The following is a 15230-nucleotide window of genomic DNA, read 5'->3' on the forward strand; positions in this document are numbered from 1 at the left end:
AATGAGGATTGCTTTGAAAGAACTTAGAGAATCGCAAGTCTGCCTTAAAATTATCAAAGCAAAGCCACTCCTGGAAAGCGCTGTTGTTGAACCCGTTCTAAACGAGTGTGGTCAACTGGTTGCCATTTTCACAGCTAGTATAAAGAAGGCTCAGGGCTAACCCGAATGGCCTAACCCTTTGAGAAGGAAGGCTCTTTACGCCTAAGAAGCCATCAAGTGAGAAACTTTTACATTTCCGACGGCCCGTATGGGTCACATTAACACAGATTTACATTTTAAATTAAATATGACAGTTGCAATTATCGGTATCGGACTTATCGGCGGATCGCTGGCCATTACCTTAAAGGAGAATGGTTTTGCCGGTCACATCATCGGTATTGATGCCAGTCAAGAGAATCTGGACAAGGCCATCCGGCGGCGGCTCATCGATGAGGACATGCCTCTGGATGAAGGTGTAAAAGCAGCCGAGCTAATCATCCTGGCTACGCCGGTCGATGCTATGCTAACGCTGCTGCCGCAAGTCCTTGACCTGGTTGAGGATCAGGTGGTCATCGATGTAGGTTCTACCAAAGCGGAGCTGCTCAATACCGTGGACATGCACCCGAAGCGCGGGCAATATGTGGCTACTCACCCTATGGCGGGTACAGAATTTTCAGGTCCGGAGGCGGCCATCCCTAACCTATTCGATCATAAGTGCGCCGTTTTGATTGATGCCGACCGCAGCGCCCCGGAAGCCATGACACTAGTACGAAAGATGTACGAAAGCATTCCAATGACCCTCGTTGAACTCGACCGGGAGGCACACGACCTGCATTCTGCCTACGTATCTCACATCTCGCACATCAGTTCGTTTGCGCTGGCGTTAACCGTACTGGAAAAGGAGCGGGACGAAGGGCGCATTTTCGAGCTGGCCAGCGGTGGTTTCAGCTCAACGGTGCGGCTGGCCAAGAGCTCGCCGAACATGTGGATCCCCATTTTCCGGCAAAACCGGGACCACGTGCTGGATGTACTGGACGAGCATATCAATCAACTGGCCCGTTTCCGGTCCCTGCTCATCAAGAAAGACTTCGACACATTTTACCAACTCATTGCACAAGCCAATGATATCAAACGCATTTTACGATAACCTTTGAAAATTTACGTAACCATGGATATGACTTTTAAACCTCTACTGGAAGAGAAGCCTGCCAACAAGCCAATTATTATTGCCGGCCCGTGCAGTGCCGAAACAGAAGAACAGGTACTGACCACGGCCCGTGCCCTTGCAGGTAAAGGCGTAGACTTATTCCGCTCCGGTATCTGGAAGCCACGGACCCGCCCCGGCGCATTCGAAGGCATCGGTACCGAAGGCCTGGGCTGGCTGCGCAAGGTCAAGGAAGAGACCGGGCTTAAAGTGACTACCGAGGTCGCTAACACACAGCACGTCTTCGAGGCCCTCAAGCATCAGATTGATGTGCTCTGGCTGGGTGCCCGCACTACTGTTAATCCGTTTTCCGTACAGGAAGTAGCCGATGCCCTAAAAGGCGTGGACATCCCCGTGCTGATCAAAAACCCCATCAACCCGGATTTCAAACTATGGGTAGGGGCCATTGAGCGCATCTACAAAGCGGGGATTACCCGTATTGGGGTCATCCACCGGGGCTTCAGTTACCACGGAGAGACCAAATACCGCAATGTGCCGCGCTGGCAGCTTGCCATCGACCTGAAGCGGGAATTCCCTGACCTTCCTATCATCTGTGACAACAGCCATATCTGTGGGCGCCGGGACATCCTGCAAACCGTAGCGCAGAAAGCACTCGACCTCAATTTTGATGGCTATATGACCGAAGTGCACCCGGATCCCGACAACGCCTGGAGCGATGCCGCACAGCAAATTACCCCGGCACAATTCCTGGAAATGAAAGAGCAGCTCATTTTCCGCCAGCCGACAACTGATAATATGGAGTTCCTTGAAAACCTGGAGCACCTGCGCCATGAGATTGACGAACTGGACGAGGAAATGCTCAACCTGCTCAGCAACCGTATGCGCCTGGCTGAGAGGATTGGAGAGTACAAACAGCGCAATAATATTGCCATTCTGCAAAGCAGCCGCTGGAACGAAATCCTGGAGCGCGCCGTAACCAAAGGCAAGCTTAAGGGGCTGAGCGAAGAGTTTGTTACCGTTTATCTCAAGGCCGTCCATCAGGAATCCATCAACCATCAGGAGAAAGTGATGAACCAGCCAAGGGCAGAAGCATAAAGTCCTGCTCCGCCCTGCCTCTTTACAGGGCGGAGCTCTCAACCCTTATGAAACAAACCTTTACAAATAACAATAATTTAAATCTGATAAATACCGGGTATGCGGTATGGAATAAATTGCAGTAAATCCTATATTTGTATCAACGAAAGTAGGCACCGTACTTAACTTAGTGTGTGTATAAGGAACCTCTTTCAAATTTTATTATCCCTTAAACTACATAATCCCATGAAAAAGCAGGTATGTCCTGGTTTTAACACGTTGCGTGTTCCACCCACTCTCCTTTCCGCTAATTTTCCAGTAAGGTTTTCTGAGTACTAAATTTCAGTTGATTCCGAATCAACCCTGAAAATCGTTTAGCCATACGCATGGCTGAGTAGCAGAAAGTGTACGACATGCAAGTAGTAATCCCAAAACTTAAAAAAATACTTCTCTATTTTTGGTTGTTGCCAATTGGGCTATGTGCCCAGAATGATGAGGCGGCATCCATCTCCCCCCAACCGCTTGTCTTTACAGGCACACACGGTACTGTGTTCTGTCAGGATTCCTGGCAGGTACCACCACCGGTTCTATCCTATTCCTCATCTGAAACAATTTTCTACACTTTCGAAGACCAGTACTTCAACCTGAGCTGTCAAAGCCAGGGCTGGCAAGGCTATTTCGCATGGTCCAACTGGCGCCATGCCACAAAAGATGGTGACGGTGGGGTAGATGTCACCGGAGCTCCCAATTCAGTATTAGTTGAAGGGGCTAATAGTGCTTCAATTCTTCTGACTCCCGGAAGCCAGGCAGCTTACGAGCTCGCCATTCCGGCCGATGGATTTGTCAGATTTGATTGGAGTTACGTTGGGGGCTCCTCTTTTTCAGACCACACTTTTAACGTGTTTATTAATAGTGAAGCTGTACCGGCCCTGTGCCCGGAGCAGCCTTTCAACACATTTTATTCTTCTTTTCTTAACACCGGGGATACACTGAGGCTCGTCGCCGAAGCTCAGGAAAAAGGCCTGAAAATCAGGCTTTCCAACTTTGAATTCCTCAGCAATGCATTGGGCGTGGTGGAGCGGTTGTGGGTGGCTACAGACAAAGAGGAAACCGTCTGTACCTTCCGACAACTGATCAGCGTTGAAAAACCGGGGATCAACAATATTATCTTCCCCGAATCATTCGATGGTTCTGAGGCACCAATACTGGAAGATCCGGCAACTTCAGGTCCGGCGCATACGGGTTTCCCGGTTGTAGACACCGATGGAGACCGGTCCACCACACACGACCAAATAAGCCTGGACGAAGAATCCTGCAGCTTTATAGTCACCTGGGAGGATGAAACACTATATGAAAATGGCTTTTGCATCATCTATCGCAAGTGGAGCGTGCGGGACCTGTGCGGGCAGAATGTTTACCATAGCACCCAAACGCTCAAAGTAGCCGGCGGTTGCCCCAATTGGGGAGTACCTATCCCCCACCTGCATCAGGCAGAGGGTGTACCCCAGCCAAATTTCGAAGATATTGCGCCAGATTCCCACACCCTGACAAAAATCATGCATCCGGCAACAGACTGGCTGCGCGACCCTCTGAATGCCCTGTATCCTTAGGATCTGTAAGCAGGCAGCAAGGCTTCCTGCTTGTAGGTTTGTAAAGGGTTTCTTATTACAGGACACTTTGATGGCAGAGAGCAACGGCTCTCTGCTTTTTTTATTTTAAATTGGCAGGGAGTAAAAAACGCCACTTATGAAAAACCTACTTGAAGAATTTCCTGCCGTAGACAAGGCCACCTGGGTTGCCAAAGTGGAGAAAGACCTGAAAGGCAAACCGCTGGAAGATTTATTTTGGCACCTGGGCGAAGACATCACAGTTGCCCCATTCTATCACCCGGAAGACATTGATCATCAAACAACTGCCCCCCTACTCGCTGGCCGGCGGGGCAATGACTGGGAAATCGGTGAGTACATCAACGTTTACAAAGATGTAAAGCAGGCGAATACAGCCCTGCTCGAAGGACTGAAAGGAGGCGTTCAGGCTCCGCTCTTTCGGTTGTTCCAGCCTTTAGACCGCCTCCGCCTTCATCAGCTTCTTGATGGTGTGGCGCCGGAAATGGTGACGCTGAACTTCAGCGAGCATTATTCTGAAAAACAGCCTGTCCGGCTATTAGAGCTTTTGCAGGACTGGTACCAGGAGAAAGGTGTCACTGGCGAACAGGCCAATTTCACGATTGACTTCGACCCCATCCTGGATTTTCCGGAACCTCCCATTGATACTCTGGCCGCGTTTATTCAATCCTGCACTACCCAATGGCCCTACGTACGCCCGCTACAGGTCAATGCCAAAACCTTCCACAGCGGACCGGAGCAGGTCGTCGACGAGCTGGCCCTCACTATGGCGAAAGGTGCGGAGTACCTGGCCCGGCTTACTGAAACGGGGCTGACTGCAGATATCATCAACCAGCATTTGCAGTTCGGCATCGCGGTCAGCAAAAGTTACTTTGTGGAAATCGCAAAATTCAGAGCTCTTCGCCTGCTTTGGAGCAACGTTCTGAAAGGATACGGTGTGAAGGGTAAGCAGCCCTTTGTAGTAGCTCACTTCGCTCAGGAATCACAGGATGAGAACCCGAATTCCAATATGATCCGCGCCAGTACGCAGGCCATGTCTGCTGTGATCGGGGGCGTAGACCGGCTGTATGTTTTGCCTTCTAACCGGGCACAAAAGGAGCCTGATACGCCCTTTAGCCGGCGGGTAGCCCGCAACCTGCAGCACCTCCTTAAAATGGAAAGCCACCTCGACCGGGTTATTGACCCCGGAGCGGGCAGCTATTATATCGAAAAACTTACCCGGGAAATTGCCGACCGGGCCTGGGCAAAGTTTCAAAAACTGGATCAGGAACGCGCATTCCATTAAATACAAGGCCTGTAACAGAAAGAGCGCCATCCGGACAAAATCCGAATGGCGCTCTTTTATTTACCCATTTCCATGGATAATTTAGGGCAGCAGTACCGTATCAATAACGTGAACCACACCATTCGCACCCTGAATATCGGCTAGCACAACAGTTGCTGTGCTACTACCACCGACAATCTGAGGAGCATCCGGGTTAGAAAGATCCACTTCCAGTGTTGCGCCTTCTGCCAGTGTGCTTACCATCATACCGTCAGAAAGATCTGAAGAGCGTGCATTGACGCCGCTGCTGACATGGTAAGAAAGTACCGCCTCAAGCGTACCTACGGGGATGTCGTTAAGCGTATTCCAGTCATCATTGCTGTCGAGCAGCGCCTGAAATGCCGCATTGCTTGGTGCAAATACAGTGAACGGGCCTTCACCACTCAGAGCACCTACGAAATCAGTGCTGAGATCAGAGCGGGTCAGTGCTGCCACCAATGAGGACAGTGCCGGATTAGACGTTGCAAAGTCTACTACGGTAGGTGGCAGAATGACTGCATCAATACCGTGAATTACTCCATTGTCTACATCCACGTCTGGCGCAACTACCTCAGGACCGCCGTTCAGTACGACACCGTTATCAAGGTTGACATAAAGGCTCGTTGTTGCATCACCAAAGCCTGTGGCGCTGAGCGTGGAATAATATCCTGCCATCAGATCAGAAGAAGTTACTTCTCCTCCGAGTACGTGGTTGGTCAATACTGCGGTTAGAGTAGCTTCCGGGATATCATCGAGCGTATTCCAGTCCGGGTTGCTGTCGAGCAATGCCTGGAAGGCAGCGTTGTCTGGTGCAAATACGGTAAATGGACCGGTGCCGGACAGTACCCCGTCAAGACCAGCTGCAACTACCGCTTCTGCCAGGATGGTATAATCATCGCTGTTTTGTGCAAAAGAAACAATAGTGGTAGGCTCCGGAATCGGATCCGTGTCGTCATCGTCATCACAAGCCGTAAATGTCAGCGCAGAAAGTGCAAAGATGGCCAGTAGCCAAAGATTCAATTTTTTCATGTTTGCTTTTTAATTGATTGGAGAATTATCATCATTCGGGTTCTTCAACGAGTACACCCCTAATAAGTTCACAATCAATTAACGTACCCCCCTAAGAACCGAGCAAAATGCCAATTCTTTTACAAAACCGCCGAAAAGCCTGTGCTAATACAACATTTGACGGACTTGCTTAGCCAAAGCATTATGCTGAGCTGCAGCAGGGGGGGCCTCAGAAAAATCGCCGGAGTACACTAGCGCACCCTGTTTTTTAGCAAATTCCAAGATAAGTTCCCGGTAAGCAGCCTCACGGGCAGAAACCAGTATAAGCAGTTTAAGGCCAGGATGCTCACCAAGCTGTCTGCCCAGCGCATTTAAGTGTTTTTGAAAGGCCTTTGGAGGTGCGTTTAGCGCTTCATCTTCCTGTCCAACTTCCAAGATCAGGCCTTCGGGTTTACGGTCCAAAAGTTGAGGGAGGCGCTGCAGCAGCCCCGGAAGCGGCTCACCGGTAATGCCCGCATTGAGCACACCAGCTCCCAGCTGATCCGCAAAACCGGCTCCAAGGCCTGCCCCCTCCCCTGCCGTCCAGCGCCCCCCACAGGCGATCCAGCCTTGGTGTGGCTTTGCAGGGTGGGCTTCCATCTGATGGGCACCCTCAGGAAGTGAAGACTGTTGGTGGACAGGCCTTTGCTCTTCGGGCGTTTCCACCACCGGGCCGCAACTCCATAGCAACAAAGTCAAACAGACGAACACCTTATGCCTCATGGTCCGTTTTTTCAGATAAGGGCTTCAAAAAATTGATATTGCGCTTCAGCCCTTCGTACTTCGTCCGCTTTACCGCTGATTTACGGAAAAGCTCGCGGAAAACCTCTTCAGTCAGTTCTTCCCAGTCACTGGCGGAGAGGCCCAGCAAATCAGGATGGGGCTCGAATTCGGGTTCCTGATGGGGCTTGCTGAATCGGTTCCAGGGACAGACGTCCTGACAGATGTCGCAACCGAACATCCAGTTCTCAAAGTGGCCACGGTAAGCTTCCGGTATGGCGCCTTTCAGTTCAATGGTGAAGTAAGAAATGCATTTGCTGCCGTCCACCACATATCCCCCGGGGCTGATCGCATCGGTAGGGCAGGCATCAATACAGCGGGTACAGGTACCACAATAATCTTTTATGGGGTGGTCATAAACCAGGTCTAAATCAATGATCAGTTCGGCCAGAAAGAAGTAGGAGCCAGCCTTGGGGTGGATCAACAAGGTGTTTTTGCCCAGCCAGCCTATGCCGGCACGCTTAGCCCAGTCGCGCTCCAGCACGGGGGCGGAATCGACAAAAACCCGGCCGTTCACCTCACCAATTTCGGCATGAATGTACTTCATCAGGTCTTTGAGCTTGTGCTTGAGCACGAAGTGATAGTCTTTGCCGTAAGCGTACTTTGAAATCTTCGGGGCATCCGGGTCCGTAGGGCGGCGATCAGTGTAGTGGTTGTACATGAGCGTAACCACCGTTTTGGCACCCGGTACGAGCTTCCGGGGGTCCACCCGCTTTTCGAAGTGGTTTTCCAGATAGCCCATTTCACCGTGCATGCCCTTGTTTAGCCAGGCCTCAAGCCGGCGGGCTTCCTCATCCAAACGGGTGGCTTTGGCAAACCCCACAAAGGCAAAGCCCAGGCGCTGTGCCTCTTCCCGGATCATCTGCGTATGCAAGGTTTTATTGCTCATAAGGGCAAAGGTAATGTACGATAGTCTAAATTACCGCCCGCCCACCTCAAAGTCGAGGTATTCTTCTTCCTGCGGATCGTAGGTGTCGTGGTCAAATTCAGGGATGTCCTTCCAGTTTTCGGGCTCTTCGATCAGTTCAACGATGCCAAACTCCTGCTCCAGCGCACGCTGAATCTCCCGTTTGCGGAATTCACTCCGCTCAAAGTCTTCCCTGACCCGCTGCTTGGCTGCCGTAATGTTGTAGTCGTCCAGCGTCCCGAGCATAGCGTAGTACAAGTTGAAAAAGCCCGACTGCCGGGCCGGCTTGGGCTTAAGGCTAGGGTCATGCTTTCGGAACCGGTCGGCTAGTACCTGTCCTGCATTCACCTTGAGGTAATAGGCAATTTCGTTATCAAAGGAATGCTCTCCGCTGATGGTAAGGTTGAGCGCATTGCTCCGGATGAACATCACAGGCAGGTAGAGCCGGCGGTTCCTGATCTCCAGGAAATTCTGCATATCCACAAAATTGATTTCCCGGAGGTCCCGGATATGAACGAAGTCGGAAAAATCCTGCAGCATTTCCAAGCCTTGCAGGGTACCCTCGGAAATGCCAATGCCGGCTAATACACGCAGCCGGTCCATGAGAAAGTCGCCCTGTTCATCCCAGTAGGCATAAATGGCGACTTTGGTGTCCAACTGCCCCTTTAAATGGCGGTGGGTGAGCACTTCCTGCCCGAAATTATCCGCCTGCTCAAATAAGGTGCTGACTTCCAGGTTTTGGCAGGCCATACGCGCCTCCAGGACCGGGGCAGCCTCAAAGTTGACTTCCCCGTCCAGGCTTATTTGCCCGCCAAAGGCTTTAATCTCGCCCAGTACATTCATGGTATTGGCGCGGAAAGCCAGCTTGCCCTGAAAGTCTTCTCCTTCAATTTTTTGATAATTCAGTGCCTCAATATCGGCATCAAAGGTACCGTTTAGGAACCCCAGGAATAACGCCTGAGGCTCCTGTTCTTCCGGTGCTAAGTCCTCTTGAGTGGCTGGAGCATCAGCTTCCGCCTCTGCCGAAAATGTGAGGGCTCCCATCAGGCGGTCAATATCAAGGCTGCGGCCCGACAAACGCGCGTCAAACTCCAGTTGTGCCCGGCTGGAGTTTAGCGAATCCGCAAAAAGCACCGGAAGCAGATTGAATGCGGTACCATCAAAGGTGATGTCGCTTCCGGCTCCCTCCAGGCGCAGCCCTTCGATGCTCAGGCGGTTGCCTTCCAGCTGCAGGCGGCCCCGGTCCAGTAGCAGTGCTTCTTCTCCGATGACCAGTCCGGCATCATCAAATTCCAGCATGCCTTCAGCCGATACACGCCCGATGCGGCTCGGGTTGATCATATCTTTGTAGCGACCTTCGATACGTACGTCCTGGAATTCAACCTCTCCGGAGCCTTCGGTGATTGCCGGTTTGCCCAGCAAGCCGTAGGCTGACTCAAGCGGCAGGACACCGTTCAGGAAAAACCGGATATCAGGTTCTTCAAAATTACTTACCTCTGCTGTCATTTCAATCAGCTCCCGGTTGAAATACCCCTTAAACTGGTCCAGGCGGAAAATGGAAGACTTTGCATTGCGGTACTTGCCATTCGTAAATACCGCCTGCAAGCTTACCTCTTTCAAAGGCTGCTCCAGCAGATCACTGCTCAGGCGGCCATCTTCAAGGCTGAACTCCACCCTTACTTCCGGTTGCTGTTGCTTGTTGTACTGCCCTTTCACGATGGCATCAAAGGCAAACCGCCCTTTGCTGCTAAAGCCTTGCAGCTGACTGGCGTAACTGTCGGGCAACAAGGCCAGGACACCCGCCAGATTACCATTCTCTGCTGTGGCGTAGAGATCGAAATAGGTCCCCGTCTCCCAATTTTCCACCGTACCATCCACTTCAAAGGCATTGCCTTCTACCTGCAGCGCCCCTCGCTGCAAGGTGTAAGTGCCCGCCTGCAAGTCTACCGCCAGCTCTACATCATAGGAAACAGCCTTACCGGGAAGATAACGGATGCCATCAAGGTCTGCATATTCAAATTGGACCTGCGCCTCACTTTCCAGATCGAACGCAGTATTGGAGAATGCCCCGGAAAACAAAGCAGATTGAACAACTCCTTCGATCTGTTGCCTCTGGCTTTGGTCGGTATAGGATATCGCAACCTGCCTCAGCTCGGCCGAGGTCAGGTCGATATTGGTAGCCTCTGAGCTGGCTTCTTCCTCTCCGGGTTTGAGAATATCGTAGTTGCCCCTACCCTGCTTATCGATCAGGATGCGCAGTTGCCCCTTATCAACCACCACTGAGCCGATCTCCAGGCTGGATTTGAAGAGACTGAGCAGCCCAAACCGGAAACCGATCGTCTCCGCTTCCAGCAATGGAGCCCCTGCAGTATCTTCCAACCGGACACCTTTTAGATTAGCCGAAAGGCTGGGGAAGCTTCGGAACAGCGTAATGTCGAAGCCCTGAACAGTAAGCTCAGCGGTAAGTTGGTTGTTGATGGTTTGGGTAAGCGCCCGCCCGATGCGGTCCTCAAACAGGTTCGCAATGACCGCCACGGCTCCAATGAGCAGCAGAACGGTAACGGATAGGATGATCAACAGGCGTTTTAAAATTTTTTTCATGGCAGCAGCAGGTTTTCAAAGCCCTGAAAATAAGCGTTTTCCGGCTAAAAAAGAGAAACGTTTACCGATTGCCGATTATTTTTATTTATTTTTTTTCTTGAAAAAGCTTGCGCCGTATCATTTTCGCCTCTATATTTGCACTCGCAATTAACGCACAGCGGAGCAAAAGCGCTCCGAAAACAAAAAAGGGCGGTTAGCTCAGTTGGTTCAGAGCACCTCGTTTACACCGAGGGGGTCGGGAGTTCGAGTCTCTCACCGCCCACAAAAGGGAGTACATGCAAATGTGCTCCCTTTCTTTTTTCCCTGCACTCAGGTCAAAAAAAAGAGCCTTCCGGTGCAAAACGATGGAAGACTCATCAGTGCGGGTCGTTCATAGGAACTGAATTACCGCTATTCGAAACATAACACGTTCTTTAAAGAGGCATAAGGACCTGATTGATCTTCATTCGGGCCCGCAATGCCATAACAGATTGCTGCAGCTTCGTATCATCCTGCACTATATCCGCGACAGGCACCTGATGCACGATAAAATGCTTTTCTATGGCTCGCTCAAGGCGGGACAATTGGTGCTGATGATAGTCAGCATCTAATTCCAGGTCAAGCTTCAAAGCGCTGATCTCAGAGGCTTTACGTTCCGGTTCAACAGACTCCGCATACTCCACAATCGTATCAATAAGCACATTGAAAATCCAGGGGAGGGCCCGGTCTTTCGCAACATCAATCGTTTGAGCCTGAGCCCAGGCATTGACATAACTGACCTTTCGCACGCGAAAGGTTATGATAATTGAAAAAATTAGCAGTACTCAGGGTGCTTGGCACAGCAAGCCCACTCAGTGCATGGCACTGAAAAAGCACTCGCATGAACAAGTTAATCAAGGCCTTACCCCAAAAGAGGGGTGGCTAGCCCATCCGGCGGTCCAATTTTAGGGACATAGGCTTTGAGCCTTTGCACCTCTTGAAAAGCCGCCCTGAGGGCATTGACATAAATTTTGGTTTTTAGGGCAAAGTGGTTGGTCTGCTCTTTTGCAGCCAGCAGTTCGAGTTTAGTCCAGGCAATCATGGCAGCAAAAACATGGTTGCACTGGGATGTCTCGTGCTTGGTGGGGGACTTTTCCAGCCCCACGTTTTGTTTGAGCGATTTGTGGAATACCTCCACTCCCCAGCGTGTCCCGTAGGTTGTGCAGATAGCTGGGCCGCTTAGCTCCAGATCGTTGGTGACCAGGTACAAGTCTCCAGTTGAGCCGTCTTGGTTTATAAAGACCTGCTTGACCAACTGGACTTGGAAATCCAGCCCTTTGAGGTAAACAGTAATGGCCTGGCCTGCTTGCAGTTCTAGCCCGTCGACTCGGTGGAACTTGCCTTCCAGCTTGTCTTCCATGCTAAGGGCGACCTTGCGGTTGCTCTTCAAGGCACTGATGAAATGCTTGCCCAGCTCATAATGCACGAACTCGAAGTTCTCCTTGGCAGCAAACCAAGTGTCCCATACCACATAGCGGAAGGGCACGCGGTTGTATTTGACAAGGGCAAAAAGCTGGTCGCGCAGCATCTCGTTCTTGCTGCGGGGGCTGCGCTTCTTTACCTGCCCGCTTTTGGCATCCACGTATTCTTGCGACTTGCGCACGATCTCAAAAGCAACAGGCAGCTCTATGCCCTGTGGGCTCTGGTAAAGGAAATTCAGGATGTTGATCCCTTTGGTGTGCCCCGCTTTCGGCTTCTTGGAGTGGTCCCAGTGCCAAGTGACCACTTCATTCTCCGTAGAGTGCGGCTTCTCCTCGATCGTGTCATCTATCTTGATGACCGCGTCCGGGTGCTCCACTTTACGTACCAAAGGCTTTATGCAACGCCAATAGTCCTTTGCCGTGAAGGCTTCCTGCCCTAAAAAACGGCTGATCTTGTCATGGCTCAGTGCCTGATCGGTCAGCTCGGACAAGCCGGTGGCTGTCGCCATGCGAAACGATGCCAGCAGGTAGTCCGAATACAAGTCAAGTAACTTTGGGTCTTTCATCTTGCGCTCCTTTGAGCTGCAAGATAACTGCCCCAACATTATTAATCAATTTTCCAAATCTTTCGCGTGCGAAAGGTCAGTGACATAAGTCTTCACGAGCAACTCTTCTATCACCTCATTGGTGTTCCCGACTCGCCGTACAGTGCCATAGACAATTGGGCTGTAGGCTTCGTATAGCCACTCGAGCGCTCTTTTTTCCTTCTTTTTCAGCAAATTCATCATGCTTCGCTCATCCATTTGGCTTGTTGTTTTATTGTTTGCGGATCATACCGCTACCGTAGTGTTTGTTTCAGGCTTTTAGAATGCAAAGACCGGACCAAAACATAAAATACTGACCTACAAGGCTTTAAATTTAATTCAGCGTTACTAAAATCACTACATAAGACAACTTTTATCTTATTTAATAAAAAATAAATCAAATTTGTATTTGCCTTGGATTTGATTATATTTAGACTGATTTACATCAGGAGAGGCGTGAATCAAATAAAGACCCCAGTCCTTACGCCCTCACGGCTTCAGGATGGTAACGTATGAAAGAACATTAAATACACCTACGTTCTAGGATTGCCAACATGAAGGAGAAACCAGCTTTAGATGCTGTGGATTTTGCTGCATTGTTCCAGCTCATTATGGCCAGGGGCAATGATGCCGTTATGTTATTTGACAAAAAGGGCCATATCCGGTATGCTAATCCTGCAGCAAGAAAAAGGCTGGGGTATTTGCAAGAAGGGCTCACACAACTCCAGATTTTTGACCTGGAAGAAGAACTGAACATGGTCCGGTACCTGCAACGCTGGGATGCTGCAGGCGCCAGAAAAAGCAAATCCTGGCTCGTAGAATGGCGGCTCAAGTCTGGTGAAACTCAGTTTTTCCGAATACAGGGCTCGGTTTTTAAAAATACCTCCCCACCTTTACTATGCTGTTTCATACCTCCGGCAGGCTCTATTCAGAGCCTTAAAACACCGACCTACCGGCACCTCAAGCACTATCAAATTGCTATTTGGGAATGGAATATCATTAACGGGGACTTTCAGATGACAGATAACTTTCCTGATATCCTGCAACTGGATGCCGATCAACTCCCTCCGCCCCGCCAATTGAATATTGTATCTGCTCTAAAGGACCGGCTGCCTTCAAATCAATTTGCCACCCTCATCCAAAAAATCAAAGCTGCCCAGAAAAACCGGTCTCCTTTTGAGCTGCAGCTGCAGTTACGCCATGACGAACAGCGGCCGGGATATGAAATCAATATCTATGGCTACCCGGTGGAAGAAGACAACATAGTCGGAAAGCTGCAGGGCAGTATCTCAATAAGGCAGAGCTCCTCAGCGGAAAGGCACCTGGCAGGGGCAGTCCTGGATCGTTCCGAGGCTATGGTATGCTGGATCAACCCCGACTGCACCCTGCGATATGTCAACCGGGCCATGGCCAACCGGCTTGGCTATGAAGCTTCGGAAATGACCGGCAGGCTGGAAATTACCGATATCGATGCAGAAAACACCATTGAGCAATGGCATGAGATATGGGCTGAAGCCTCGGCAGGGGAAACCATGAAAATGGAAAGTACCCTGAGGACCAGAAATGACCGGGTTTTTCCTGCTGAGTTCCATCTTGACTTTTTGGACATCAACGGCACTAAGCTTATCAGCCTCAGTGCTCATGATATCACAGAGCGCCGCCAGCAGGAAGCCGAATTGAGGAAAGCGTTGCTTGAAGTACAAACGCTTTCTGACCGACTGGAGGAAGAGAACATTTATCTGAAGGAAGAAATCTCTGAGGGCAATAAATTCGAGAACATCCTGACTCAAAGTGACAATTACCGAAAGGTACTCCAACAGGTAGAGCAGGTCGCGCCAACTGAAGCTACGGTGCTGATCGAGGGAGAAACCGGGACGGGCAAAGAGCTGTTGGCCCGGGCTATTCACAGCCTCAGCAAGCGCAGTGATCGTTCTCTGGTGAGGGTCAATTGCGCTGCGCTCCCTGAAGAACTGATCCTCTCTGAACTGTTCGGCCATGAGAAGGGGGCTTTCACAGGAGCAACGGCTACAAAAACCGGCCGCTTCGAGCTGGCGGACAAAGGCACTATTTTCCTGGATGAAATCGGAGAAATCTCTTTGAAGATACAATCCCAACTCCTTCGGATACTTCAGGAGGGTGAATTTGAACGCGTAGGTGGTGTAGAGACCCTAAAGGTAGACGTCCGGATTATTGCAGCCACCAACCGTGACCTGAGAAAGATGGTCTCCGGGAAACAATTCCGGGAAGATTTGTATTACCGTCTGAGCGTATTCCCACTGCAAAATCCTCCGCTGCGGGACCGCCCGGAAGACATCCCTTTGCTGGTCCGGCATTTTATGAAACAGTTTGCCCGGAAAAATGGCAAACCGATTGATAACATCCGTGCCAAAGACCTCAAGCGCCTGCAGCAGTACGATTTCCCCGGTAATATACGGGAGCTCATGAATATTGTGGAGCAGGCAGTGGTCCTTTCCAATAACAAGACCCTTGACCTTTCCTACTGGCGCCCGGTACGCTCCAAACAATCGGCAGCCCACTCCGAAATCGGAGATGAATTCCCTACATTAGAAGAAATACAGCGTCAACATATCATCAATGCTCTTGAAAAAACCCACTGGCGGGTGACTGGCCCACAGGGCGCTGCCAAACTACTGGGCATGAAAGGGCAAACCCTGTTTTCAAAAATGAAAAAGCTGGGCATTGAACGGGAGTAGCTTTATGCCTTC

General features: G+C 50.7%; 14 protein-coding genes and 1 tRNA gene. 8 read left to right on the top strand and 7 right to left on the bottom strand.

From position 1 onward, the window contains the following. Position 1 precedes the first annotated feature (1 nt). The 5 genes from ACO08I_RS09690 to ACO08I_RS09710 all read left to right on the top strand — a co-directional run bounded on the left by ACO08I_RS09690 (position 2) and on the right by ACO08I_RS09710 (position 5128). Positions 2 to 160: a four helix bundle protein gene (locus ACO08I_RS09690; protein ID WP_421949202.1), complete on the top strand. Its 159-nt coding sequence runs from the start codon at positions 2 to 4 to the stop codon at positions 158 to 160. Between the two features lie 126 nt (positions 161 to 286). After that, on the top strand, positions 287 to 1126 hold the full coding sequence (locus tag ACO08I_RS09695) for a prephenate dehydrogenase (RefSeq protein ID WP_282776674.1): 840 nt from the start codon (positions 287 to 289) through the stop codon (positions 1124 to 1126). A 21-nt stretch (positions 1127 to 1147) separates the two neighbouring features. After that, positions 1148 to 2239, top strand: coding sequence for a bifunctional 3-deoxy-7-phosphoheptulonate synthase/chorismate mutase type II (locus ACO08I_RS09700; RefSeq protein ID WP_282776671.1), 1092 nt, complete (start codon positions 1148 to 1150; stop codon positions 2237 to 2239). A gap of 392 nt (positions 2240 to 2631) precedes the next feature. Beyond that, a complete protein-coding gene (locus ACO08I_RS09705) occupies positions 2632 to 3828 on the top strand; it encodes a hypothetical protein (RefSeq protein WP_282776668.1) in 1197 nt (398 codons plus the stop codon). Positions 3829 to 3964: 136 nt separating this feature from the next. Further along, positions 3965 to 5128, top strand: a complete 1164-nt coding sequence (locus ACO08I_RS09710; protein ID WP_282776665.1) for a methylmalonyl-CoA mutase family protein — start codon at positions 3965 to 3967, stop codon at positions 5126 to 5128. Positions 5129 to 5209: 81 nt separating this feature from the next. Here ACO08I_RS09710 and ACO08I_RS09715 read toward each other — a convergent pair whose 3' ends face one another. The 4 genes from ACO08I_RS09715 to ACO08I_RS09730 form a co-directional block, all read right to left on the bottom strand. Next, positions 5210 to 6175: a fasciclin domain-containing protein gene (locus tag ACO08I_RS09715; protein ID WP_282776662.1), complete on the bottom strand. Its 966-nt coding sequence runs from the start codon at positions 6173 to 6175 to the stop codon at positions 5210 to 5212. Between the two features lie 144 nt (positions 6176 to 6319). Next, positions 6320 to 6916 carry a hypothetical protein gene (locus ACO08I_RS09720; protein WP_421949203.1) on the bottom strand — a complete coding sequence of 199 codons (597 nt, stop codon included), beginning with the start codon at positions 6914 to 6916 and terminating at the stop codon, positions 6320 to 6322. Beyond that, positions 6906 to 7862, bottom strand: coding sequence for a tRNA epoxyqueuosine(34) reductase QueG (gene queG / locus ACO08I_RS09725; RefSeq protein WP_282776658.1), 957 nt, complete (start codon positions 7860 to 7862; stop codon positions 6906 to 6908). The genes ACO08I_RS09720 and queG overlap by 11 nt, the downstream gene beginning before the upstream one ends. A gap of 30 nt (positions 7863 to 7892) precedes the next feature. Then, positions 7893 to 10481 (bottom strand): AsmA family protein, encoded by a 2589-nt coding sequence (locus ACO08I_RS09730; RefSeq protein WP_421949204.1) that lies wholly within the window; start codon positions 10479 to 10481, stop codon positions 7893 to 7895. Between ACO08I_RS09730 and ACO08I_RS09735 the strand changes: the two genes are divergently transcribed. Together ACO08I_RS09735 and ACO08I_RS09740 are read left to right on the top strand one after the other, a co-directional pair. After that, positions 10480 to 10632, top strand: coding sequence for a hypothetical protein (locus ACO08I_RS09735; protein ID WP_160213792.1), 153 nt, complete (start codon positions 10480 to 10482; stop codon positions 10630 to 10632). The genes ACO08I_RS09730 and ACO08I_RS09735 overlap by 2 nt on opposite strands. Positions 10633 to 10668: 36 nt before the next feature. Further along, positions 10669 to 10743: transfer RNA gene (locus ACO08I_RS09740), tRNA-Val, on the top strand. Positions 10744 to 10894: 151 nt separating this feature from the next. On the opposite strand, the gene ACO08I_RS09745 is transcribed toward ACO08I_RS09740, so the two are convergent. The 3 genes from ACO08I_RS09745 to ACO08I_RS09755 all read right to left on the bottom strand — a co-directional run bounded on the left by ACO08I_RS09745 (position 10895) and on the right by ACO08I_RS09755 (position 12723). After that, positions 10895 to 11248, bottom strand: coding sequence for a hypothetical protein (locus ACO08I_RS09745; RefSeq protein ID WP_421949205.1), 354 nt, complete (start codon positions 11246 to 11248; stop codon positions 10895 to 10897). Positions 11249 to 11361: 113 nt separating this feature from the next. Beyond that, a complete protein-coding gene (locus ACO08I_RS09750; protein ID WP_421946784.1) occupies positions 11362 to 12486 on the bottom strand; it encodes an IS701 family transposase in 1125 nt (374 codons plus the stop codon). A gap of 45 nt (positions 12487 to 12531) precedes the next feature. Next, a complete protein-coding gene (locus ACO08I_RS09755) occupies positions 12532 to 12723 on the bottom strand; it encodes a hypothetical protein (RefSeq protein WP_421949206.1) in 192 nt (63 codons plus the stop codon). Positions 12724 to 13058: 335 nt separating this feature from the next. On the opposite strand from ACO08I_RS09755, the gene ACO08I_RS09760 reads away from it, so the two are divergent. Continuing rightward, entirely contained in the window at positions 13059 to 15218 is a 2160-nt protein-coding gene (locus ACO08I_RS09760; RefSeq protein ID WP_282776650.1) for a sigma 54-interacting transcriptional regulator, read from the top strand. Positions 15219 to 15230: the final 12 nt, after the last annotated feature.

Source organism: Phaeodactylibacter xiamenensis (genome assembly GCF_965229835.1).
Lineage (GTDB): Bacteria > Bacteroidota > Bacteroidia > Chitinophagales > Saprospiraceae > Phaeodactylibacter > Phaeodactylibacter xiamenensis.

Coding starts and splice junctions, on each gene's coding strand:
- queG (WP_282776658.1), bottom strand. CDS start 7,862: ATGAGCAATAAAACCTTGCATACGCAGATGATCCGGGAAGAGGCACAG.
- ACO08I_RS09710 (WP_282776665.1), top strand. CDS start 3,965: ATGAAAAACCTACTTGAAGAATTTCCTGCCGTAGACAAGGCCACCTGG.
- ACO08I_RS09720 (WP_421949203.1), bottom strand. CDS start 6,916: ATGAGGCATAAGGTGTTCGTCTGTTTGACTTTGTTGCTATGGAGTTGC.
- ACO08I_RS09755 (WP_421949206.1), bottom strand. CDS start 12,723: ATGGATGAGCGAAGCATGATGAATTTGCTGAAAAAGAAGGAAAAAAGA.
- ACO08I_RS09730 (WP_421949204.1), bottom strand. CDS start 10,481: ATGAAAAAAATTTTAAAACGCCTGTTGATCATCCTATCCGTTACCGTT.
- ACO08I_RS09705 (WP_282776668.1), top strand. CDS start 2,632: ATGCAAGTAGTAATCCCAAAACTTAAAAAAATACTTCTCTATTTTTGG.
- ACO08I_RS09735 (WP_160213792.1), top strand. CDS start 10,480: ATGGCAGCAGCAGGTTTTCAAAGCCCTGAAAATAAGCGTTTTCCGGCT.
- ACO08I_RS09760 (WP_282776650.1), top strand. CDS start 13,059: ATGAAGGAGAAACCAGCTTTAGATGCTGTGGATTTTGCTGCATTGTTC.
- ACO08I_RS09695 (WP_282776674.1), top strand. CDS start 287: ATGACAGTTGCAATTATCGGTATCGGACTTATCGGCGGATCGCTGGCC.
- ACO08I_RS09715 (WP_282776662.1), bottom strand. CDS start 6,175: ATGAAAAAATTGAATCTTTGGCTACTGGCCATCTTTGCACTTTCTGCG.
- ACO08I_RS09690 (WP_421949202.1), top strand. CDS start 2: ATGAGGATTGCTTTGAAAGAACTTAGAGAATCGCAAGTCTGCCTTAAA.
- ACO08I_RS09700 (WP_282776671.1), top strand. CDS start 1,148: ATGGATATGACTTTTAAACCTCTACTGGAAGAGAAGCCTGCCAACAAG.
- ACO08I_RS09750 (WP_421946784.1), bottom strand. CDS start 12,486: ATGAAAGACCCAAAGTTACTTGACTTGTATTCGGACTACCTGCTGGCA.